Origin of the sequence: Pseudomonas sp. xss_2, assembly GCF_043104195.1 — a bacterium.
Lineage (GTDB): Bacteria > Pseudomonadota > Gammaproteobacteria > Pseudomonadales > Pseudomonadaceae > Aquipseudomonas > Aquipseudomonas urmiensis.
Window position 1 is genome coordinate 1 of sequence record NZ_JBICKL010000014.1, and the last position, 20571, is coordinate 20571.

The 20571-nt window shown below is 61.8% G+C and carries 19 protein-coding genes; 16 read left to right on the top strand and 3 right to left on the bottom strand.

Features of this window, described 5'->3' with window-relative positions; genetic code table 11:
* Positions 1-348 precede the first annotated feature (348 nt).
* A complete protein-coding gene (gene uraH / locus ACF8K2_RS02285; RefSeq protein ID WP_186556280.1) occupies positions 349-702 on the bottom strand; it encodes a hydroxyisourate hydrolase in 354 nt (117 codons plus the stop codon).
* 389 nt (positions 703-1091) lie between these two features.
* Between uraH and puuE the strand changes: the two genes are divergently transcribed.
* From puuE to ACF8K2_RS02320, 7 genes are all read left to right on the top strand, one after another.
* Positions 1092-2018: an allantoinase PuuE gene (gene puuE, locus ACF8K2_RS02290; protein ID WP_186556279.1), complete on the top strand. Its 927-nt coding sequence runs from the start codon at positions 1092-1094 to the stop codon at positions 2016-2018.
* The gene (gene uraD, locus ACF8K2_RS02295) at positions 2018-2533 is read left to right on the top strand and encodes a 2-oxo-4-hydroxy-4-carboxy-5-ureidoimidazoline decarboxylase (protein WP_186556278.1); all 516 of its coding nucleotides are present in this window, start codon (positions 2018-2020) and stop codon (positions 2531-2533) included. Before puuE ends, uraD begins: the two co-directional genes overlap by 1 nt.
* A gap of 109 nt (positions 2534-2642) precedes the next feature.
* Positions 2643-3146: an ureidoglycolate lyase gene (locus ACF8K2_RS02300; protein ID WP_392463302.1), complete on the top strand. Its 504-nt coding sequence runs from the start codon at positions 2643-2645 to the stop codon at positions 3144-3146.
* Between the two features lie 72 nt (positions 3147-3218).
* A complete protein-coding gene (locus ACF8K2_RS02305) occupies positions 3219-4547 on the top strand; it encodes a urate hydroxylase PuuD (protein ID WP_186556276.1) in 1329 nt (442 codons plus the stop codon).
* 256 nt (positions 4548-4803) lie between these two features.
* Complete coding sequence (locus ACF8K2_RS02310) at positions 4804-6159, top strand: nucleobase:cation symporter-2 family protein (RefSeq protein WP_186556275.1); 1356 nt, start codon at positions 4804-4806, stop codon at positions 6157-6159.
* Positions 6160-6299: 140 nt separating this feature from the next.
* Complete coding sequence (locus ACF8K2_RS02315; RefSeq protein ID WP_186556274.1) at positions 6300-7085, top strand: outer membrane protein OmpK; 786 nt, start codon at positions 6300-6302, stop codon at positions 7083-7085.
* 356 nt (positions 7086-7441) lie between these two features.
* Positions 7442-8224 carry an outer membrane protein OmpK gene (locus tag ACF8K2_RS02320; RefSeq protein ID WP_186556273.1) on the top strand — a complete coding sequence of 261 codons (783 nt, stop codon included), beginning with the start codon at positions 7442-7444 and terminating at the stop codon, positions 8222-8224.
* Positions 8225-8374: 150 nt separating this feature from the next.
* Here ACF8K2_RS02320 and ACF8K2_RS02325 read toward each other — a convergent pair whose 3' ends face one another.
* Positions 8375-9289, bottom strand: coding sequence for a DUF808 domain-containing protein (locus ACF8K2_RS02325; protein ID WP_392463304.1), 915 nt, complete (start codon positions 9287-9289; stop codon positions 8375-8377).
* 130 nt (positions 9290-9419) lie between these two features.
* On the opposite strand from ACF8K2_RS02325, the gene ACF8K2_RS02330 reads away from it, so the two are divergent.
* Positions 9420-10031 (top strand): TetR/AcrR family transcriptional regulator, encoded by a 612-nt coding sequence (locus ACF8K2_RS02330; RefSeq protein ID WP_186556271.1) that lies wholly within the window; start codon positions 9420-9422, stop codon positions 10029-10031.
* A gap of 120 nt (positions 10032-10151) precedes the next feature.
* Here the strand turns inward: ACF8K2_RS02330 and ACF8K2_RS02335 are convergent, their stop codons facing one another.
* A complete protein-coding gene (locus ACF8K2_RS02335) occupies positions 10152-10592 on the bottom strand; it encodes a heme-binding protein (protein WP_186556270.1) in 441 nt (146 codons plus the stop codon).
* Between the two features lie 258 nt (positions 10593-10850).
* On the opposite strand from ACF8K2_RS02335, the gene gcl reads away from it, so the two are divergent.
* The 8 genes from gcl (at position 10851) to ACF8K2_RS02375 (ending at position 20466) form a co-directional block, all read left to right on the top strand.
* The gene (gene gcl / locus ACF8K2_RS02340; RefSeq protein WP_186556269.1) at positions 10851-12626 is read left to right on the top strand and encodes a glyoxylate carboligase; all 1776 of its coding nucleotides are present in this window, start codon (positions 10851-10853) and stop codon (positions 12624-12626) included.
* A gap of 58 nt (positions 12627-12684) precedes the next feature.
* A complete protein-coding gene (gene hyi, locus ACF8K2_RS02345) occupies positions 12685-13467 on the top strand; it encodes a hydroxypyruvate isomerase (RefSeq protein ID WP_186556268.1) in 783 nt (260 codons plus the stop codon).
* 186 nt (positions 13468-13653) lie between these two features.
* Positions 13654-14547 carry a 2-hydroxy-3-oxopropionate reductase gene (locus tag ACF8K2_RS02350; protein ID WP_186556267.1) on the top strand — a complete coding sequence of 298 codons (894 nt, stop codon included), beginning with the start codon at positions 13654-13656 and terminating at the stop codon, positions 14545-14547.
* 232 nt (positions 14548-14779) lie between these two features.
* A complete protein-coding gene (locus ACF8K2_RS02355) occupies positions 14780-16054 on the top strand; it encodes a glycerate kinase (RefSeq protein WP_392463307.1) in 1275 nt (424 codons plus the stop codon).
* A complete protein-coding gene (gene pyk / locus ACF8K2_RS02360) occupies positions 16051-17466 on the top strand; it encodes a pyruvate kinase (protein ID WP_186556265.1) in 1416 nt (471 codons plus the stop codon). The genes ACF8K2_RS02355 and pyk overlap by 4 nt, the downstream gene beginning before the upstream one ends.
* Before the next feature lie 162 nt (positions 17467-17628).
* Entirely contained in the window at positions 17629-18507 is an 879-nt protein-coding gene (locus ACF8K2_RS02365; protein ID WP_392463309.1) for an urea transporter, read from the top strand.
* Between the two features lie 44 nt (positions 18508-18551).
* Positions 18552-19376, top strand: a complete 825-nt coding sequence (locus ACF8K2_RS02370; protein WP_368972920.1) for an ion transporter — start codon at positions 18552-18554, stop codon at positions 19374-19376.
* Between the two features lie 91 nt (positions 19377-19467).
* On the top strand, positions 19468-20466 hold the full coding sequence (locus tag ACF8K2_RS02375; protein ID WP_392463310.1) for a sulfate ABC transporter substrate-binding protein: 999 nt from the start codon (positions 19468-19470) through the stop codon (positions 20464-20466).
* The last annotated feature ends 105 nt before the right edge of the window (positions 20467-20571 follow it).

Here is a 20571-nt window from a genome sequence, read left to right on the forward strand (position 1 = left end):
AGGCGCGAGATGTAGATTTGCGTAGCAAATCGTAGGCCGCGCGGGCCCGGAAGACACCGAACCGAGGGGATCCCGCCACGGGCGGGACTGATGGTGGAGCGCAGCCTTTTTTGGTTACTTTTGGCTGGGCCGGCACACCGGGCGTTTGCCAAAAAGTGACCCGCCGTAAGGGCGGAAGGGTGCCTAAATGTCGCCATCGCGAATGGATATGTACACAAAACCACAAACAACACAAAACCACAAAACCACAAAACCACAAAACCACAAAACCACAAAACCATCAGACGAAAAAAAGCCCGCCAGTGTGAGAGCGGGCCAAAGACCTACGAAGATTCTTCTAGCGACCAACTAGCTTCCACGATAGGTCGAGTAGCTATAGGGCGAGATCAGCAGCGGCACATGGTAGTGCTCCTGCTTTTCATCAATCCCAAACCGCAGCACCACAACATCCAGGAACGCCGCTTCTGGCAAAGCCACGCCCCGAGCCCGATAGTAGTCCCCAGCACTGAACTGCAACTGGTACACCCCAGTGCGGTAGTCATCACCCTGCAGCAACGGCGCATCGACCCGGCCATCGCTATTGGTCAGCGCAGTATTCACCAACTCCAGCTGCTGGCCTTCGACACGGTACAACTCGACCTTGATCGAGCTGCCCGGGCAGCCATGCGCAGCATCCAGTACGTGAGTAGTCAAACGTCCCATGTGCTTGTCGCCTCTTGTTCAAATCGTGGGCAGAAAATACCCAGCAGGCACCACGAAAGCGCCTACCGTGTGTGGGAATGGCGCCATTAAGACACTTTCTCTAAAAATTGTACACAATTTTTTCGACCCTTGCGCAACACCCCGGTAACCTCCCCCAAGAATAGGCCACCAGTCGCCAAATATAGGCGCCATGCACACGCCAAGGTCATTAGCTGACCAAACAGGCAGGTTTCTTGCAATACATTCTCAGACGACAAAAGGGAAGAAATGCGGAAAAACAGGCTTACAAATGATTTCAGAAGTTGTATACAATCAGCCCATCCGGTGAGTGCGACAACCCGACGCGGGTCCGCCCACCCCCGCACACACGTACAAGAAGGAAGACTGCAGTGAGCGCTGACTACCCTCGCGACCTGATCGGTTACGGCAACAACCCACCTCACCCGCAATGGCCGGGTAATGCCCGCATTGCCTTGTCTTTCGTCCTCAATTACGAAGAAGGTGGTGAGCGCAACATCCTGCACGGTGATAAAGAGTCCGAAGCCTTCCTCTCCGAGATGGTCGCGGCGCAACCGCTGCAAGGCCAACGCAACATGAGCATGGAGTCGCTCTACGAGTACGGCAGCCGGGCCGGCGTATGGCGCCTGCTCAAGCTGTTCAAGGACACCGGCGTACCGCTGACCATCTTCGCCGTGGCCATGGCCGCCCAGCGCCACCCCGACGTGATCCGCGCCATGGCCCAAGCCGGCCATGAAATCTGCAGCCACGGCTACCGCTGGATCGACTACCAGAACATGGACGAGGCGCAGGAGCGCGAGCACATGCTCGAAGCCATCCGCATCCTCACCGAACTCACCGGCGAACGCCCACTGGGCTGGTACACCGGCCGCACCGGGCCGAACACCCGCCGCCTGGTGATGGAGGAAGGCGGCTTCCTCTATGACAGCGACACCTACGACGACGACCTGCCCTACTGGGAGCCGAACAACCCGACCGACAAGCCGCACCTGGTGATTCCCTACACCCTGGACACCAATGACATGCGCTTCACCCAGGTGCAGGGCTTCAACTGCGGTGAGCAGTTCTTCCAGTACCTCAAGGACGCCTTCGACGTGCTCTACGAAGAAGGTGCCGAGGCGCCGAAAATGCTCTCGATCGGCCTGCACTGCCGCCTGGTCGGCCGCCCGGCTCGCCTGGCTGCACTGAAGCGCTTCGTCGAATACGCCAAGAGCCATGAGCAGGTCTGGTTCGCCCGTCGCGTGGATATTGCCCGCCACTGGCACACCACCCACCCGTACAAGAAAGAGAACGCCTGATGACCGCCTTCAAGACCCTCACGCCATCGACCCTGAGCCGCGACGCCTTCGTCAGTGCCTTCGCCGACATCTACGAGCACTCGCCGTGGGTCGCCGAGAAGGCCTATGACCTCGGCCAACGGGTCGAGCTGGACGAGATCGAGGCGCTGCACCAGCGCATGAGCGATATCCTCCTGAGCGCCAACCACAGCGACCAACTGGCCCTGATCAACGCTCACCCGGACCTCGCTGGCAAGGCCGCGATCCAGGGCGAGCTGACCGAGTCGAGCACCAACGAGCAGGCCGGCGCCGGTATCCACCAGTGCACCGCCGAAGAGTTCGCTCGCTTCACCGAACTCAACGATGCCTACAAGGCCAAGTTCCAATTCCCGTTCATCATGGCGGTCAAGGGCAGCAACCGGCACCAGATTCTCGCCGCCTTCGAAAAACGCATCCACAACGATGCCGATACCGAATTCAAGGAAGCCCTGGCGCAGATCAACCTGATCGCGCTGTTCCGCCTGCTGCAATTGTAAGGACACACCATCAAGGCCTGGCCCGAGTGCACCACGTGAGCGCACCCAGGGCCTGACCCAAGGCAGTTGTCCAACCCTACATAGAACATAGAAAAAAGAGATAACAAGCATGCGCACACTAGTGATCGAGCCCCTGACCAAAGAAGCCTTCGCCCCATTCGGTGACGTGATCGAAACCGATGGCAGCGACCACTTCATGATCAACAACGGCTCGACCATGCGCTTCCACAAGCTCGCCACGGTCGAAACCGCCGAGCCCGAGGACAAAGCGATCATCAGCATCTTCCGCGCCGACGCCCTGGAGATGCCCTTGACCGTACGCATGCTCGAACGCCATCCGCTGGGCAGCCAGGCTTTCATTCCGCTGCTCGGCAACCCCTTTCTGATCGTGGTCGCGCCAGTTGGCGATGTACCTGTATCAGGTTTGGTCCGCGCTTTCCGCAGCAACGGCAGGCAGGGCATTAATTACCATCGCGGCGTTTGGCACCACCCGGTGCTGACGATCGAAAAGCGGGATGACTTCCTGGTGGTTGATCGCAGTGGTTCCGGCAACAACTGCGACGAGCATTATTTCACCGAGGAACAGATGCTGATCCTCAATCCCCACCAATAAGAAAAGGTCGGTCATCCAAGCACTGGGCGACATGCTCAGTGCCTGAACCGTGACCGGCAAGAGGTACATACTGTGGAAGCACACCTTCACGAATGGCTGAACCTGAGCATTCGCTGGGTTCACATGATCACCGGCGTGGCCTGGATCGGTGCATCGTTCTACTTCGTCTGGCTCGAGAACCACCTGAATCGAAGCAACCCGCGCGATGGGTTGTCAGGTGATCTCTGGGCCATCCATGGTGGTGGTATCTACCACCTGGAGAAGTACAAGCTGGCCCCGCCGAAAATGCCTGAGAACCTGCACTGGTTCAAATGGGAAGCCTATTTCACCTGGATGTCCGGTATCGCCCTGCTGTGCGTGGTGTTCTACTGGAACCCGACCCTGTACCTGCTGGCACCAGGCAGCACCCTCAGCGGTGCCGAAGGCGTGGCGATCGGTATCGGCTCGCTGGTCGCCGGCTGGTTCATCTACGACTTCCTCTGCGACTCGCCACTGGGCAAGCGCCCCGCCCTGCTCGGCGGTGTGCTGTTCGTGCTGATCATCGCCGCCTGCTGGGGCTTCAGCCTGGTGTTCAGCGGTCGCGGCGCGTACCTGCACACCGGCGCGATCATCGGCACCATCATGGTCGGTAACGTTTTCCGCATCATCATGCCGGCCCAGCGCCAGCTGGTGGCGGCAATCGAGAACAACCAGACCCCTGATCCGGTACTGCCGGCCAAGGGCCTGCTGCGCTCGCGTCATAACAACTACTTCACCCTGCCGGTGCTGTTCATCATGATCAGCAACCACTTCCCGAGCACCTATGGCAGCCAATACAACTGGCTGATCCTGGCCGGGATCGCCGTGGCTGCGGTACTGATCCGTCACTACTTCAACACCCGCCACGACAGCAACAAGTTCGCCTGGACCCTGCCTGTCGGCGCCCTGGCGATGATCTGCCTGGCCTATGTGACCGGTCCCAAGCCGCTGCCCACCGCACCTGAGCAGGCTGCCGCGCAGGTCGAGTACCAGCCGCTGCCAGCGACCGCTGTAGGGGGCAAGACCGCTGCCGAACTGCGCGCCGAAGAAGCTGCCAAAGCCGCCCAAGCGCCTGCCGCAGCGGCCGAGGCTCCAGCTCAGGCCAGCACCCAGGCCGCCGGTGGCGCTTTCGACAAGATCCACACGGTCATCCAGGAACGCTGCACCGTGTGCCACTCGTCCAAGCCAACCAGCCCGCTGTTCAGCGCCGCCCCTGGCGGTGTGATGTTCGACACCCCGCAGCAGATCCAGGCCCAGGCCGCGCGCATCCAAGCGCAAGCGGTCGCCAGCCAGATCATGCCGCTGGGCAACATCACCCAGATGACCGTCGAGGAGCGCAAGTTGGTCGGTGACTGGATTGCCAAAGGCGCCCCAGTCAACTGATTGAGACAGCGGCAACGACGCGTCAACCTGTAGGAGCGGGCTTGCCCGCGAATGCGATGGAGCGTGCACTATCGCCATCGCGGGCAAGCCCGCTCCTACAGACGCAGTGGCTTTGCCGCTTACGCTATACGCAGTACGCAACAAGCAAGCATCGAGCGTCAGGCCTCAACCGGGAACCCCTAGCTTTCTAACCAGAGCTTGCCGATTGAGACCCAGCGCTTGGATCCGAGAATAAGAACAAAACTCGAGGTGCTGCATGTCCGAGTCACCCAAGGCGTACATCCCCGTTGCGCCGCCACGACAGCCCCTGCCCCTGTTTCAGCTGATCCTGGTAGGTTTGCAACATGTTCTGCTGATGTACGGAGGCGCGATCGCCGTGCCGCTGATCATCGGCCAGGCCGCTGGCCTGTCGCGCGAAGAAGTCGCGTTCCTGATCAACGCCGACCTGCTGGTCGCAGGCGTTGCCACCATCATCCAATCGTTCGGTATCGGTCCTGTCGGCATTCGCATGCCGGTCATGATGGGCGCCAGTTTTGCTGCGGTCGGCAGCATGGTGGCCATGGCCGGCATGCCCGGCGTCGGCCTGCAGGGGATCTTCGGCGCGACCATCGCCGCCGGCTTCTTCGGCATGCTGATCGCACCGTTCATGTCCAAGGTGGTGCGCTTCTTCCCGCCACTGGTCACCGGGACCGTGATTACCTCGATTGGCCTGTCGCTGTTCCCGGTAGCAGTCAACTGGGCCGGTGGCGGGCATGAGGCCGAGACCTTCGGCTCGCCGATCTACCTGATGGTGGCGGGCCTGGTGCTGGCCGTGATCCTGTTGATCAACCGCTTCATGCGCGGCTTCTGGGTCAACGTTTCGGTGCTGGTCGGCATGGGCCTGGGCTACATCCTGGCCGGCTCGATCGGCATGGTCGATCTGTCGGGCCTGGCCCAGGCGCCATGGCTGCAAGTGGTCACGCCGCTGCACTTCGGGATGCCGACGTTCAGCCTGGCGCCGATCCTGTCGATGTGCCTGGTGGTGGTGATCATCTTTGTCGAGTCCACCGGGATGTTCCTGGCCCTGGGCAAAGTGACCGATCGCGAAGTGACCCCGGGCATGCTCCGCCGCGGTCTGTTGTGCGACGCTGGCGCCTCGTTCGTCGCCGGTTTCTTCAACACCTTCACCCACTCCTCGTTCGCCCAGAACATCGGCCTGGTGCAGATGACCGGCGTGCGCTGCCGCTACGTCACGGTGGTCGCGGGTGCGCTGCTGATCGGCCTGAGCCTGCTGCCCAAGGCGGCCTACCTGATCGCCTCGATCCCGCCTGCGGTCCTTGGCGGCGCGTCCATTGCCATGTTCGGCATGGTCACCGCCACCGGGATCAAGATCTTGCAGGAGGCGGACATCTCCGACCGCCGCAACCAGCTGCTGGTCGCGGTCAGCGTGGGCTTTGGCCTGATCCCGGTGGTCAAGCCCGAGTTCTTCGCGCAAATGCCACAGTGGATGGAGCCAATCACCCACAGCGGTATCGCCATGGCCACGCTCAGTGCCCTGGTGCTGAACGTGCTGTTCAACATCCTCGGTGGCGCTGATCGGGCGGCGCATAACGACGCCTGTCACCAGCACTGAGTGCGCGGGGTGGCGCGGTCGGCCACCCCGTTTTTCAACCTCGTCGTACCGCAACACCGTCGGCCCGCCGGAATGGGCCGCCCGGGGCGCGTTTGCGCCAAAAAAACCCCAACAAAAACAATAAGTCCGGGAATCACAACATGAAGCGCATCACCTCGTCCCTGTTGCTGGGCAGCAGCCTGCTGGCCACCCTCCCCACGCATGCAGGCGAATGGCTGCAATGGCACGGCGAAAGCCTGACCTACTTGTACGGCAAAGACTTCAAGGTCAACCCCGACATCCAGCAGACCATTACCTTCGAGCACGCCAACAAATGGAAGTACGGCGACACCTTCCTGTTCGTCGACAAGATCTTCTACAACGGCAAGGCCGACCCAAGCAAAGGCGTGACCACCTACTACGGTGAGTTCAGCCCGCGCCTGTCACTGGGCAAGATCACCGGCAAGAGCTTCGCCTTCGGCCCGGTCAAGGACGTGCTCCTGGCCATGACCTACGAACGCGGCGAAGGCGACAACGAGGCCTACCTGATCGGCCCCGGTTTCGACCTGGGGATTCCCGGCTTCAACTACTTCACACTGAACTTCTACCTGCGCAACACCGAAGGCAGCCGCCCCGGTGACAACGTTTGGCAGATTACCCCGGCCTGGTCCTACACCATCCCAGTGGGACGCTCCGACATCCTTATCGATGGCTACATCGACTGGGTAGTGGACAACGACCAGACCCGCCGCGGCACCTATCACGCCAACCTGCAGTTCAACCCACAGGTCAAATATGACCTGGGCAAGGCTCTGAACATGGGCGCCAAGCAGCTGTATGTGGGCTTTGAATACAGCTACTGGAAAGACAAATACGGCATCGACAGCCGCGGCAATGTCGACAGCAATCAAAGCGTCGCCAGCGCCCTGGTGAAGGTGCACTTCTAAGAATCTGACCAAACGCCCAAGTTTGGTGAGTAGTGCTCCAGGACGGAGCACTTGAGGACCGGCGCGCAAGTGAGTAATCTGCGCGCCCCCTCGCTCAGGGCAGAATGATTTCTGCCTGCGTTTACTGACCGCTCAGTCAATGAATTCGGGCGGTTGGCCAACGTTTTGCCAGCCTCAAGTTACCCATTTCATCCGTTCAGAAAGACGTCGAGCAGGATGGTTGTGACCAACCCGGAAAGTTGGCGCAGCTCTTGCCAAATAGCTGTGGCCACTCGAAAAAAGCTGACTCAAAAGACAAGAACAGCGCCGCCACCGAGCGCTGACAACAGATCCGACTCAAGGGAGCGACACACGCAATGCGTACCATCAATAGCCTGATCCTCGCTGGCGGCCTGCTGGCCTCTGGCGCCAGCGTCGCCGGTGACCTGCTGCAGTGGCAGAACAACAGCCTGACCTACCTCTGGGGCAAGAACTTCAAGGTCAACCCAGAGACCCAGCAGACCTTCACCTTCGAGCACGCCGATGGTTGGAAGTACGGCGACAACTTCATCTTTGTCGACAAGATCTTCTACCAGGGCAAGAAAGACGCCAGCAATGGCCCCAACACCTACTACGGCGAGATCAGCCCGCGCCTGTCGTTCGGCAAGATCTTCGATCAGAAGATCGCCTTCGGCCCGGTCAAGGACGTGCTGTTGGCGATGACCTACGAGTTCGGCGAGGGTGATACCGAGGCGTACCTGATCGGTCCTGGTTTTGACCTGGATATCCCAGGCTTCGATTACTTCCAGCTGAACTTCTACCAGCGCACCACCGATGGCAGCCGCCCCGGTGACAACGTCTGGCAGATCACCCCAGTGTGGTCGTACACCATCCCGGTCGGCTCGTCCGACATCCTCATCGATGGCTTCATGGATTGGGTGGTGGATAACGACGAGAACCGTCGCGGCACCTATCAGGCCAACCTGCACTTCAACCCACAGATCAAGTATGACCTGGGCAAGGCGCTGCACTTTGGCGAGAAGCAGCTGTACGTCGGTATCGAGTACGACTACTGGAAGAACAAGTACGGGATCAAGGATTCCGATGCGTTCACCACCGACCAGAACACCGCGAGCCTGTTGGTCAAGGTGCACTTCTGATCTGAGTGTTCGGGGCCGCTCTGCGGCCCTTCGCGGGCAAGCCCGCTCCTACAGGTATAACGCTGCTAACCTGTGGGAGCGGGCTTGCCCCGCGATAGCGATTTCATTGACGACGCAATCGCAGGGCAAGCTCGCTCCCCACGATTGACATCAGCTAGCAGGACGTACCACCCGCCAAACCTTACCCAGCACGCTGACCACCACCAGCACCACGGCCCCGGCAACCACCCCGGCAAGCCCATTGAGCAACGCCCCGGTCAGTGCCCCGCCGCGCCCTTCGCTGAAGGCTTCGATGGCATGATGCAACGGCGCAATGCCATGCACCAGAATCCCGCCGCCGACCAAAAACATCGCCGCAGTACCGATCACCGACAGACTCTTCATCATGTACGGCGCGGTGCGCAGAATTGCGTTCCCCACCGCCTGCGCCGCACGCGAGGCTTTTTGGGTCAGCCACAGGCCAAGGTCATCGAGCTTGACGATGCCGGCCACCAGGCCATACACACCAATGGTCATGACGATGGCGATACCCGACAGCACGATGATCTGCTGCGCCAGCGGGGCGTCGGCCACCGTACCCAGGGTAATGGCGATGATCTCCGCCGAGAGGATGAAGTCGGTGCGCACCGCGCCCTTGATCTTGTCCTTCTCATAGGCCACCAGATCGACATTCGGATCTGCCACCGCTTCGGCGCGGGCGCCGTGCTCGGCGGCATCCTCGGCCTTGCTGTGGAGAAACTTGTGCGCCAGCTTCTCGAAGCCCTCGAAGCACAGATAAGCCCCGCCCAGCATCAGCAACGGGATCACCGCCCAAGGAATGAAGGCACTGATCAACAGCGCCGCCGGAACCAGGATCAGCTTGTTCAGGAACGAACCCTTGGCCACCGCCCAGACCACCGGGATTTCCCGTTCGGCACGCACGCCAGTGACTTGCTGGGCGTTCAGTGCCAAATCGTCACCGAGCACGCCAGCGGTCTTTTTCGCCGCGACCTTGGTCATCAGCGAGACATCGTCGAGCACCGTGGCGATGTCGTCGATCAGTACCAGTAGACTGCTTCCTGCCATGTTTGCCGGTTTCCCATTGAGTGAATCGTCGAATTCTAGCCCAAACACCCTGCCTTGAGCGCCCGTCAAGGCCGGTGCTACCATGGCCGATCCCTCTTAGAGGCGACCATTGCGAGGAAGATCCCTGACCATGAGCACCATTCGCGAGCGCAACAAGGAACTGATCCTGCGCGCGGCCAGCGAGGAATTCGCCGACAAGGGCTTCGCCGCCACCAAGACCAGCGACATCGCGGCCAAGGCAGGCCTGCCCAAGCCGAACGTGTATTACTACTTCAAATCCAAGGACAACCTCTACCGCGAGGTCCTGGAAAGCATCATCGCGCCGATCATGCAGGCCTCGACGCCGTTCAATGCCGATGGTGACCCCAAGCAAGTGTTGAGTTCCTACATCCGCTCGAAGATCCGCATCTCGCGCGACCTGCCACATGCCTCCAAAGTGTTCGCCAGCGAGATCATGCACGGCGCGCCGCACCTGTCGCCCAGCCAGGTCGAGCAGCTCAACGAACAGGCCAGGCACAACATCGAGTGCATCCAGCGCTGGATCGATCGCAAGCAGATCGCCCCCGTCGATGCTCATCACCTGATGTTCAGCATCTGGGCGGCGACCCAGACCTATGCGGATTTCGATTGGCAGATTTCGGCAGTCACCGGCAAGGCCAAGTTGGCTGACAGTGATTATGAAGCGGCGGCGGAGACTATCATTCGCCTGGTGCTGAAGGGATGTGAACCCGAGGCGGCCTGAGAGCCGCAATCGCGGGGCAAGCCCGCTCCCACGTGGACTACCTGCACTGTCCCTAGGTAGCATGCAGTCTTCGTGGGAGCGGGCTTACCCCGCGATAGGGGTGCAACTGACAACTATCGCTTAAGCCGCAACGCCCGCATCGGCAGTCAACCCCGCCTCCTCGATCGCACTGATCGCGCACTGCTCATCGATATCCGAAGTATCCCCGCTGATCCCCACCGCTCCCAGCACTTTGCCGTCCTGATCACGAATCAGCACACCGCCCGGCGCCGGCACCACCGGCCGCTCACCCAGCCCGTTCAAGGCAGCGAAAAACGCCGGCCGCTGCTGCGCATCCAGCGCCAGCAGACGCGAGCCCTTGCCCAGCGCAATCGCGCCCCAGGCTTTACCGGTGGCCACCTGCGGCCGCAACAGGCTGGCGCCATCTTCACGCTGCAGCGCCAGCAGATGCCCACCGGCATCGAGCACCGCCACGGTCAGTGGTGCGGCGTTGATCTTGCGGCCAGCGGCCAGCGCGGCGTTCACCACGCTGACAGCGACTTTCAGAGTCAATGTAGTCATTGCAAAGGTCCTCTTCTTGTTGTGAGAAGCCCTGAGGGCAGTTGAAATTCGATCGGACAAATAGAACACAACGGCAACTGTTTTTGTATACAATATTTTTAGACGATCGTGCACGATCAGACGAAACGCCGTTTTCATAGGCATCCCGACGAAAGCCACTCGTCCCGATGAAAATGGATTGACCTAAGCCGCCGAGCGTGAATACACTCTGGCGCAGAGCAAGTTGTATACAATTACAAAATCGATGAGGCACAACCCATGAGCAAAATGAGAGCAATCGATGCAGCCGTTCTGGTCATGCGCCGTGAAGGTGTAGATACCGCGTTCGGCATCCCAGGGGCTGCCATCAACCCGCTGTACTCGGCCCTGAAAAAAGTCGGTGGCATCGATCATGTCCTCGCTCGTCACGTCGAAGGTGCCTCGCACATGGCCGAGGGCTACACCCGTGCCAACCCAGGCAATATCGGCGTGTGCATCGGCACCTCCGGCCCTGCCGGCACCGACATGGTCACCGGCCTGTACAGTGCATCCGCCGACTCCATCCCGATCCTCTGCATCACCGGCCAAGCGCCGCGCGCACGCCTGCACAAGGAAGACTTCCAGGCAGTCGACATCACCAACATCGTCAAGCCAGTGACCAAGTGGGCCACCACTGTTCTGGAGCCAGGCCAAGTGCCTTACGCCTTCCAGAAGGCCTTCTTCGAAATGCGCAGCGGCCGCCCGGGCCCGGTGCTGATCGACCTGCCGTTCGACGTGCAGATGGCTGAGATCGAGTTTGATATCGACGCCTACGAGCCACTGCCAGTCAACAAGCCATCGGCCAGCCGCGTGCAAGCCGAGAAGGCCCTGGCCCTGCTCAATGACGCCGAGCGCCCCCTGCTGGTTGCCGGTGGTGGCATCATCAACGCCGATGCCAGCGACAAGCTGGTCGAGTTCGCCGAGCTGACCGGCGTACCGGTCATCCCGACCCTGATGGGCTGGGGCACCATCCCTGACGACCACCCGCAAATGGTCGGCATGGTCGGTCTGCAGACCTCGCACCGCTACGGCAATGCCACCCTGCTCAAATCTGACCTGGTGTTCGGTATCGGCAACCGTTGGGCCAACCGCCACACCGGTTCCGTCGACGTCTACACCGAAGGCCGCAAGTTCGTTCACGTCGATATCGAACCGACCCAGATCGGCCGTGTGTTCACCCCGGACCTGGGCATCGTGTCTGACGCCGGCAAGGCGCTGGATGTGTTCCTCGAAGTGGCGCGCGAGTGGAAAGCCGCTGGCAAGCTCAAGGACCGTGGCGCTTGGCTGGAAGACTGCCAACAGCGCAAGTCGAGCCTGCAGCGCAAGACTCACTTCGACAACGTGCCGGTCAAGCCGCAGCGCGTCTACGAAGAAATGAACCAAGTGTTCGGCAAGGACACCTGCTACGTCAGCACCATCGGCCTGTCGCAGATCGCTGGCGCGCAATTCCTCCACGTCTACAAGCCACGCCACTGGATCAACTGCGGCCAGGCCGGCCCGCTGGGCTGGACCATTCCAGCAGCACTGGGCGTGGTCAAGGCCGACCCGCAACGCAAGGTCGTTGCCCTCTCGGGTGACTACGACTTCCAGTTCATGATCGAAGAACTGGCAGTCGGCGCGCAGTTCAACCTGCCGTACGTCCACGTGCTGGTGAACAACGCCTACCTTGGCCTGATCCGCCAGGCGCAGCGTGGCTTCGACATGGATTACTGTGTACAACTGGCGTTCGAGAACATCAACTCGACCGAAGCCGGCAGCTACGGTGTCGATCACGTTGCCGTGGTCGAAGGCCTGGGTTGCAAGGCCCTGCGCGTATTCGAGCCAGGCGAGATCGCCCCTGCCCTGCTCAAGGCGCAGAAAATGGCCGAAGAATTCCGCGTGCCGGTCGTGGTTGAAGTGATCCTCGAGCGTGTGACCAACATTTCCATGGGCACCGAGATCAACGCGGTCAACGAGTTCGAAGACCTCGCCCTGGTTGGCAACGACGCGCCAACTGCGATCTCGATGCTCGACTGATTGCCTGACGCCCCCGCGCCGGTTGTGCCGGGGGCCTTCATCTGCAAAGGAGACAACCATGCCTCGCTTCGCTGCCAACCTGTCCATGCTGTTCACCGAGCAGGACTTCCTGGCCCGCTTCAAGGCCGCCGCCGACGCTGGCTTCAGCGGTGTCGAATACCTCTTCCCGTATGACTTCAGCGCCGACCTGATCAAGCAGCAGCTCGACGCCCACGGCCTGACCCAGGTGCTGTTCAACCTGCCTGCCGGCGACTGGGGCAAGGGTGAGCGCGGCATCGCCTGCCACCCGGACCGTGTCGAAGAGTTCCGCAGCGGCGTCGACAAGGCCATCGAATACGCCAAGGTCCTGGGCAACACCCAGGTCAACTGCCTGGCCGGTATCCGTCCACAAGGCCTGCAATGCGCCGATGTGCGCAAGACCTTCGTCGACAACCTCAAGTTCGCCGCCGACAAACTCAAGGCTGCCGGGATTCGCCTGGTCATGGAAATGATCAACACCCGCGACATCCCAGGCTTCTACCTGAACACTACCCAACAGGCCCTGGAAATCCAGGCCGAAGTCGGCAGCGACAACCTGTTCCTGCAATACGACATCTACCACATGCAGATCATGGAAGGTGACCTGGCTCGCACCATGCAAGCCAACCTGAAGCTGATCAACCACATCCAGCTGGCCGACAACCCCGGCCGCAACGAGCCAGGCACCGGTGAGATCAACTACCGCTTCCTGTTCGAGCACCTGGACCGCATCGGTTACCAGGGCTGGGTGGGCGCGGAATACAAGCCGCTGACCACCACCGAGGCTGGCCTGGGCTGGCTGAAGACCCATAACGCTATCTGAAGGGCTGAACACAGGCCCTCTGTGAAACAACAAACCCTGTGGGAGCGGGCTTGCCCGCGAACACCGGCACAGCCGGTGCCATCCACCGCATCGCCTGTTTCGCAGCGGTTCGACGCTTCGACAAGCCCGCTCCCACAGAGGCCTTGGTTCGCTTGAGATATCACAAATACAAAGAGGCAAATTCTCATGGCTAAAATCGGATTTATCGGCACCGGCATCATGGGCAAGCCCATGGCCCAGAACCTGCAAAAAGCAGGTCACAGCCTGTTCGTCTCCACCCACCACGACGCCGCCCCGGCCGACCTGATCGCCGCTGGCGCGGTGGCCCTGGCCAACCCCAAAGAAGTGGCCCAGGAAGCTGAATTCATCATCGTCATGGTCCCCGATACCCCGCAGGTCGAGGCCGTGCTGTTCGGTGAAAACGGCGTTGGCGAAGGCGTTGGCCCGAACAAGGTGGTGATCGACATGAGCTCGATCTCGCCAACTGCCACCAAAGCCTTTGCCGAGAAGATCAAGGCCACCGGCGCCGCCTACCTCGACGCGCCCGTGTCGGGCGGTGAAGTCGGGGCCAAGGCCGCGACCCTGAGCATCATGGTCGGTGGCTGCCCGAAAGCCTTCGAGCGCGCCCTGCCGCTGTTCGAAGCCATGGGCAAGAACATCACCCGCGTTGGCGGCAATGGCGACGGCCAGACGGCCAAGGTCGCCAACCAGATCATCGTCGCCCTGAACATTCAGGCTGTCAGCGAAGCGCTGCTGTTCGCTGCCAAGAACGGCGCCGATCCTGCCAAGGTGCGTGAAGCACTGATGGGTGGCTTCGCTTCCTCGAAGATCCTTGAAGTGCATGCCGAGCGCATGATCAAAGGCACCTTCGATCCGGGCTTCCGCATCAACCTGCACCAGAAGGACCTGAACCTGGCCCTGCAAGGCGCCAAGGAGCTGGGCATCAACCTGCCCAACACCTCCAACGCCCAGCAAGTGTTCAGCACCTGCGTCGCCCTCGGTGGCGGCAACTGGGACCACTCGGCGCTGATCAAAGGCCTGGAGCACATGGCCAACTTCTCGATCCGCGGCGACAAGTAAGCCATTGCTAGCCTCACTGGCCTCTTCGCGGGCAAGCCCGCTCCTACAGGTTCAGCGCTGAACCTGAGAACTGTGGGCTACCTGTGGGGCCCGCGAAGAATCCACCAGCGATGAACTTGCAACCACAGGCCATCGCTGGCAACGCGCAACACCGCCCCTGGTTCAGCCTGCACGGAGGCAGTTCCAGGGGCGTTTTCGATTTTGCAGAACAACAAGAATTTGGGAGCCTGCCATGTCGGTCGATCCGCAACAATTACTCCGCGAGCTGTTCGACACAGCCATCGCTGCCGCCCACCCCCGCCAGGTCCTCGAGCCCCACCTGCCCGCCGACCGTAGCGGCCGGGTCATTGTCATTGGTGCCGGCAAAGCCGCCGCGGCCATGGCTGAAGTGGTCGAAAAAAGCTGGCAGGGCGAAGTCTCCGGCCTGGTCGTGACCCGCTACGGCCATGGCGCCAACTGCCAGAAGATCGAGGTTGTCGAAGCCGCCCACCCGGTCCCCGATGCCGCCGGCCTGGCGGTAGCCAAGCGCGTGCTGGAACTGGTCAGCAACCTGTGCGAAGACGATCGGGTGATCTTCCTGCTGTCCGGCGGCGGCTCGGCCCTGCTGGCATTGCCGGCTGAGGGCCTGACCCTGGCCGACAAGCAACAGATCAACAAGGCGCTGCTCAAGTCCGGCGCGACCATCGGCGAAATGAACTGCGTGCGCAAGCACCTCTCGGCGATCAAGGGCGGACGCCTGGCCAAGGCCTGCTGGCCGGCCACCGTGTACACCTACGCCATCTCCGACGTACCGGGCGACCTGGCCACGGTGATCGCCTCCGGCCCGACCGTGGCCGACCCGAGCACCTCGGCCGATGCTCTGGCGATCATCAAGCGCTACAACATCGATGCGCCCAAGGCCGTCCTCGACTGGCTGAACAACCCCGCCTCGGAAACCGTCAAGGCCGATGACCCGGCTCTGGCCCGCAGCCATTTCCAATTGATCGCCAAGCCCCAGCAGTCGCTGGAAGCGGCCGCGGTCAAGGCCCGCCAAGCCGGCTTCAGCCCGTTGATCCTGGGTGACCTGGAAGGCGAGTCACGCGAAGTGGCCAAGGTACATGCCGGCATTGCCCGGCAGATCGTTCTGCACGGCCAGCCACTGAAGGCGCCCTGCGTGATCCTCTCCGGCGGCGAGACCACCGTGACCGTGCGCGGCAACGGCCGTGGCGGGCGCAACGCCGAGTTCCTGCTCAGCCTCACCGAAAGCCTCAAGGGCGTGCCGGGCGTATATGCCCTGGCCGGTGACACCGACGGTATCGATGGCTCGGAAGAGAACGCCGGCGCCATCATGACCCCGGAGAGCTTCGCCCGCGCCGCCGCCCTGGGCCTGTCAGCCAGCGATGAACTGGACAACAACAACGGCTACGGCTATTTCGCCGCGCTGGATGCGCTGATCGTCACCGAACCGACCCGCACCAACGTCAACGACTTCCGCGCCATCCTGATCCTTGAGACTGCCCAATCATGACGCCTGATAAAAAAGTCAAAATCCTCGCTACCCTCGGCCCTGCGATCAACGGCGTCGATGACATCCGCCAACTGGTCGAAGCCGGAGTGAACATCTTCCGCCTCAACTTCAGCCACGGCGAACATGCCGACCACGCCCTGCGCTATCAGTGGATCCGCGAAGTCGAGCAGCAGCTGAACTACCCGCTGGGCATCCTCATGGACCTGCAAGGGCCGAAGCTGCGCGTCGGCCGTTTTGCCGACGGCAAGGTCCAGCTGCAACGCGGCCAGGCCCTGCGCCTGGATCTGGATAGCACCCCAGGCGACAGCCGCCGGGTCAACCTGCCGCACCCCGAGATCATCGCCGCGCTGGAACCGGGCATGGACCTGTTGCTCGACGACGGCAAGCTGCGCCTGCGGGTGACGGCCAAGCACAGCGACGCGATTGACACCGAGGTGCTGGCTGGTGGCGAGCTGTCCGATCGCAAAGGCGTCAACGTGCCGCAAGCGGTGCTCGAACTCAGCCCGCTGACCGAGAAAGACCGCCGCGACCTGGCCTTTGGCCTGGAACTGGGCGTGGACTGGGTGGCGCTGTCGTTCGTCCAACGCCCGCAGGACATCATCGAAGCACGCCAACTGATCGGTGATCGCGCCTACCTGATGGCCAAGATCGAGAAGCCTTCGGCGGTCGATCAATTGCAGGCAATCGCCGAGCTGTCCGATGCGATCATGGTCGCCCGCGGTGACCTGGGCGTAGAGGTGCCGGCCGAAAGCGTGCCGCAGATCCAGAAACGCATCATCAACACCTGCCGTCAATTGGGCCGGCCGGTGGTGGTGGCGACGCAGATGCTCGAATCGATGCGCTTCGCCCCTGCCCCGACCCGCGCTGAAGTCACCGACGTGGCCAATGCCGTGGCCGAAGGCGCAGACGCGGTGATGCTGTCGGCCGAAACCGCCTCGGGCGACTACCCGCTCGAAGCGGTGCAGATGATGAGCAAGATCATCCGCCAGGTCGAGAACGGCCCGGATTACCAGGCGCAACTGGACGTCGGCCGGCCCAAGGCCGAGGCGACCATGTCGGATGCGATCAGCTGCGCGATCCGTCGCATCAGCGGCATCTTGCCGGTGGCGGTGCTGGTCAACTACAGCGAGTCCGGTGCTTCGACCCTGCGCGCGGCACGTGAGCGACCACGCGCGCCGATCCTCAACCTGACGCCGAACCTGGTCACCGCCCGCCGCCTGAGCGTGACCTGGGGTGTGCACTCGGTGGTCAACGACCGCCTGCGTCAGGTCGATGAGATCTGCTCGACGGCGCTGGAAATTGCCCAGGCGCAAGGCATGGCCAGCCGCGGTGACACGCTGCTGATCACCGCCGGTGTGCCTTTCGGCAAACCGGGGACGACTAACACGCTGCGGATCGAGACGCTGATCTAACGCGCGTCGTGGGAGCGGGCTTGCCCCGCGATAACTGAGCTGGAGCCACGCTCGCTATCGCGAGGCAAACCCGCTCCCACGCTACCGTTGCACTGTTCGACACTGCGGAAAACCCGAGGCCCAAAGAGGCCCACCGCTCACCATCAACCTTGCTGACTGCCCATGTACACCAAAAATTTCGTCAACCCGTGCCCCGACTGGGCCACGGCGCTGCTCAATGGCTTCAGCCAGGTCTTGCTGCAGCGCAACCCGCTGTGCGGCTTGTGCTGCCTGTTGGCAATCCTGCTGACCGCCCCCAACCTGGTCGGCGGCGCCCTGCTCGGCGCCCTGGCCGGCCTGCTCACCGCACAGCGCCGCGGCTATCCGCGCGCCGACCGCCAGGCTGGGTTGTACAGCTATAACGGCGTGTTGATCGGCATCCTGTTCAGCGCAGTGCTGCCATGGTCGGCGATCCTGCCACCGCTGATCATCGCCGCTGGCGGCCTCTCGAGCATCTTTGTCCAGCAGTGGCGCAAACGCGGCACCTGCCTGCTTCCGGCCTACACCGCGCCGTTCGTGCTGCTCGGCTGGGCCGCCCTGCTGCTCGCCGAACCCTCCAGCGCCGCTGCACCGGTCGAAGCCAATCCCATCCATGCCCTGGCGCGCGGCTTGGGTCAGGTGTTTCTCCTCGACCAGCCTTTGGCCGGCCTGTTGATCGCCATTGGCCTGTTCATCGCCAACCGCTACGCAGCGCTGTGGGCCCTGCTCGGCTCGGCGCTGGGCGGCAGCGTCGCGCTGCTGGCCGGGGAGGCGCAGACCGCCTGGATGGGCCTGCTCGGCTTCAACGCAGCGCTGGCGGCCTTGGCCTTCAGCGCGCAACGCGAACGGCCCTGGCTGCCCCTGCTGGCGATCATCCTGGCGATTGTGCTGCAGCCGCTGTTCAACCTGCTGCCGATTGCCGGCCTGACCGCACCGTTCATTGCCGCTTGCTGGCTGCTGCACCTGGGCGCACGCTTGCCGCGTTTGCTCCAAGGAGGCAATCCGCGCCGCTTGCACAGCTGAGGGGCAGCCCCTAGGCTCTGGCCATTGCACAATGGAACGCGCCCATGGATACCCCTGCGAGCCTGCGCGAGCGGCTCTACATCATCGTCTTCCAGACCGACACCGACGCTGGCAGACGCTTCGACAAGATCCTCCTGCTGATCATCCTCGCCAGCCTGGTGACGGTGATCCTCGACAGTATCGATGAAGTTCACCAAGGCTACGCCGGGTTGCTCGCCGCCATCGAGTGGGGCTTTACGGCGATCTTCCTCGCCGAGTACCTGACCCGCCTGTACTGCTCGCCCAAGCCCTTGCGCTACGCCTTCAGCTTCTACGGCCTGGTCGATCTGCTGGCGATCGTGCCTGGGGTCATCGCCCTGTACTACAGCGACGCCCAGTACCTGCTGATCATCCGGGTGATCCGCATGCTGCGCATCTTCCGCGTGCTCAAGCTTGGCCAGTACCTCAAGCAAGCCAACTACCTGATGGCAGCGCTGCGCGGCAGCAAGCAGAAGATCATCGTGTTCCTGGTCACGGTATCGACCCTGGTCACGGTGTTCGGCACCTTGATGTACGTGATCGAAGGCCCCGAGCATGGCTTTACCAGCATCCCCAAGGGCATCTACTGGGCCATCGTCACCCTCACTACGGTGGGCTTTGGCGACATCGTACCGAAGACCCCGCTGGGCCAAGTGCTGTCGTCGCTGGTGATGATCACCGGTTACTCGATCATCGCCGTGCCCACCGGCATTTTTACCGCTGAGCTGGCCAACGCCATGCGCGGTGAACAGCTGCAGCACGACTGCCCGACCTGCCGGAAAAAGCACCATGAACACGGCGCTGCATTCTGCTCACGCTGCGGCAATGCGCTATTTCCCAAGGCGGAATAACCAAAGCGTTTTTTGTTCTTTAAACGCCTGTCGAGCACCCGCTATAGTCGCTGGCAAACTGCCCACACTCTTCAAGAACAAGGAATGCGTCGTGAAAAAACTGTTCACTGCCTCGCTAATGGCCGCCGGGCTCACCCTCGGCAACCTGGCCCAGGCCGCGCCCACCCTGCTGAACGTCTCCTACGACGTAATGCGCGACTTCTACAAGGACTACAACTCAGCGTTCCAGAAGCACTGGGAGGCCGAGCACAAAGAGAAGGTCAACCTGCAGATGTCCTTCGGCGGTTCGAGCAAGCAAGCGCGGGCGGTGATCGACGGCCTGCCGGCTGACGTCATCACCATGAACATGGCCACTGACATCAATGCCCTGGTCGACAACGGCAAACTGGTCCCGGATAACTGGGTCAGCCGCCTGCCGAACAACAGCGCGCCATTCACTTCGGCCACCGTGTTCATCGTTCGCAAGGGCAACCCCAAGGCCCTGAAAGACTGGCCTGATCTGCTCAAGGACGGCGTCCAGGTGATCGTGCCCAACCCCAAGACTTCCGGTAACGGCCGCTACACCTACCTCTCGGCCTGGGGCTACGTGCTGCAAAACGGTGGTGACGAAGCCAAGGCCAAGGACTTCGTCGGCAAGCTGTTCAAGCAAGCGCCAGTGCTCGACACCGGTGGCCGCGCCGCCACTACCACGTTCATGACCAACCAGATCGGCGACGTGCTGGTAACGTTCGAGAACGAAGCCGAGATGATCGCCCGCGAGTTCGGCCGCGACCAGTTCGAAGTGGTCTATCCAAGCGTGTCGGCCGAAGCTGAGCCGCCGGTGAGCGTGGTCGACAAAGTGGTCGACAAGAAAGGCACCCGCGCAGTGGCTGAGGAGTACCTGAAGTACCTGTGGTCGCCAGCTGCCCAGGAAATCGCCGCGCAGAACTACCTGCGTCCGCGCGACGCGACGGTGCTGGCCAAGTACACCGACCGCTTCCCGAAAGTTGAATTTCTCTCGGTAGAGAAGACCTTCGGTGACTGGCGCACGGTGCAGAAGACCCACTTCAACGATGGTGGTGTGTTCGACCAGCTTTATACCGGTCAGTAAGTTATGGGTTAGGGCCGGCCCCATCGCGGGGCTAGCCCGCTCCCACGCCAATCGTCGACCTCGGCGCTGATTCGTGGGAGACCTTGTGACTTTAGCGGTCAGTAA

Excerpts from the sequence above, each read along its gene's own strand:
- uraH (WP_186556280.1), bottom strand. The coding sequence starts at position 702 with ATGGGACGTTTGACTACTCACGTACTGGATGCTGCGCATGGCTGCCCG.
- uraD (WP_186556278.1), top strand. The coding sequence starts at position 2,018 with ATGACCGCCTTCAAGACCCTCACGCCATCGACCCTGAGCCGCGACGCC.
- ACF8K2_RS02300 (WP_392463302.1), top strand. The coding sequence starts at position 2,643 with ATGCGCACACTAGTGATCGAGCCCCTGACCAAAGAAGCCTTCGCCCCA.
- ACF8K2_RS02310 (WP_186556275.1), top strand. The coding sequence starts at position 4,804 with ATGTCCGAGTCACCCAAGGCGTACATCCCCGTTGCGCCGCCACGACAG.
- ACF8K2_RS02315 (WP_186556274.1), top strand. The coding sequence starts at position 6,300 with ATGAAGCGCATCACCTCGTCCCTGTTGCTGGGCAGCAGCCTGCTGGCC.
- ACF8K2_RS02320 (WP_186556273.1), top strand. The coding sequence starts at position 7,442 with ATGCGTACCATCAATAGCCTGATCCTCGCTGGCGGCCTGCTGGCCTCT.
- ACF8K2_RS02325 (WP_392463304.1), bottom strand. The coding sequence starts at position 9,289 with ATGGCAGGAAGCAGTCTACTGGTACTGATCGACGACATCGCCACGGTG.
- ACF8K2_RS02330 (WP_186556271.1), top strand. The coding sequence starts at position 9,420 with ATGAGCACCATTCGCGAGCGCAACAAGGAACTGATCCTGCGCGCGGCC.
- ACF8K2_RS02335 (WP_186556270.1), bottom strand. The coding sequence starts at position 10,592 with ATGACTACATTGACTCTGAAAGTCGCTGTCAGCGTGGTGAACGCCGCG.
- gcl (WP_186556269.1), top strand. The coding sequence starts at position 10,851 with ATGAGCAAAATGAGAGCAATCGATGCAGCCGTTCTGGTCATGCGCCGT.
- hyi (WP_186556268.1), top strand. The coding sequence starts at position 12,685 with ATGCCTCGCTTCGCTGCCAACCTGTCCATGCTGTTCACCGAGCAGGAC.
- ACF8K2_RS02350 (WP_186556267.1), top strand. The coding sequence starts at position 13,654 with ATGGCTAAAATCGGATTTATCGGCACCGGCATCATGGGCAAGCCCATG.
- ACF8K2_RS02355 (WP_392463307.1), top strand. The coding sequence starts at position 14,780 with ATGTCGGTCGATCCGCAACAATTACTCCGCGAGCTGTTCGACACAGCC.
- pyk (WP_186556265.1), top strand. The coding sequence starts at position 16,051 with ATGACGCCTGATAAAAAAGTCAAAATCCTCGCTACCCTCGGCCCTGCG.
- ACF8K2_RS02365 (WP_392463309.1), top strand. The coding sequence starts at position 17,629 with ATGTACACCAAAAATTTCGTCAACCCGTGCCCCGACTGGGCCACGGCG.
- ACF8K2_RS02370 (WP_368972920.1), top strand. The coding sequence starts at position 18,552 with ATGGATACCCCTGCGAGCCTGCGCGAGCGGCTCTACATCATCGTCTTC.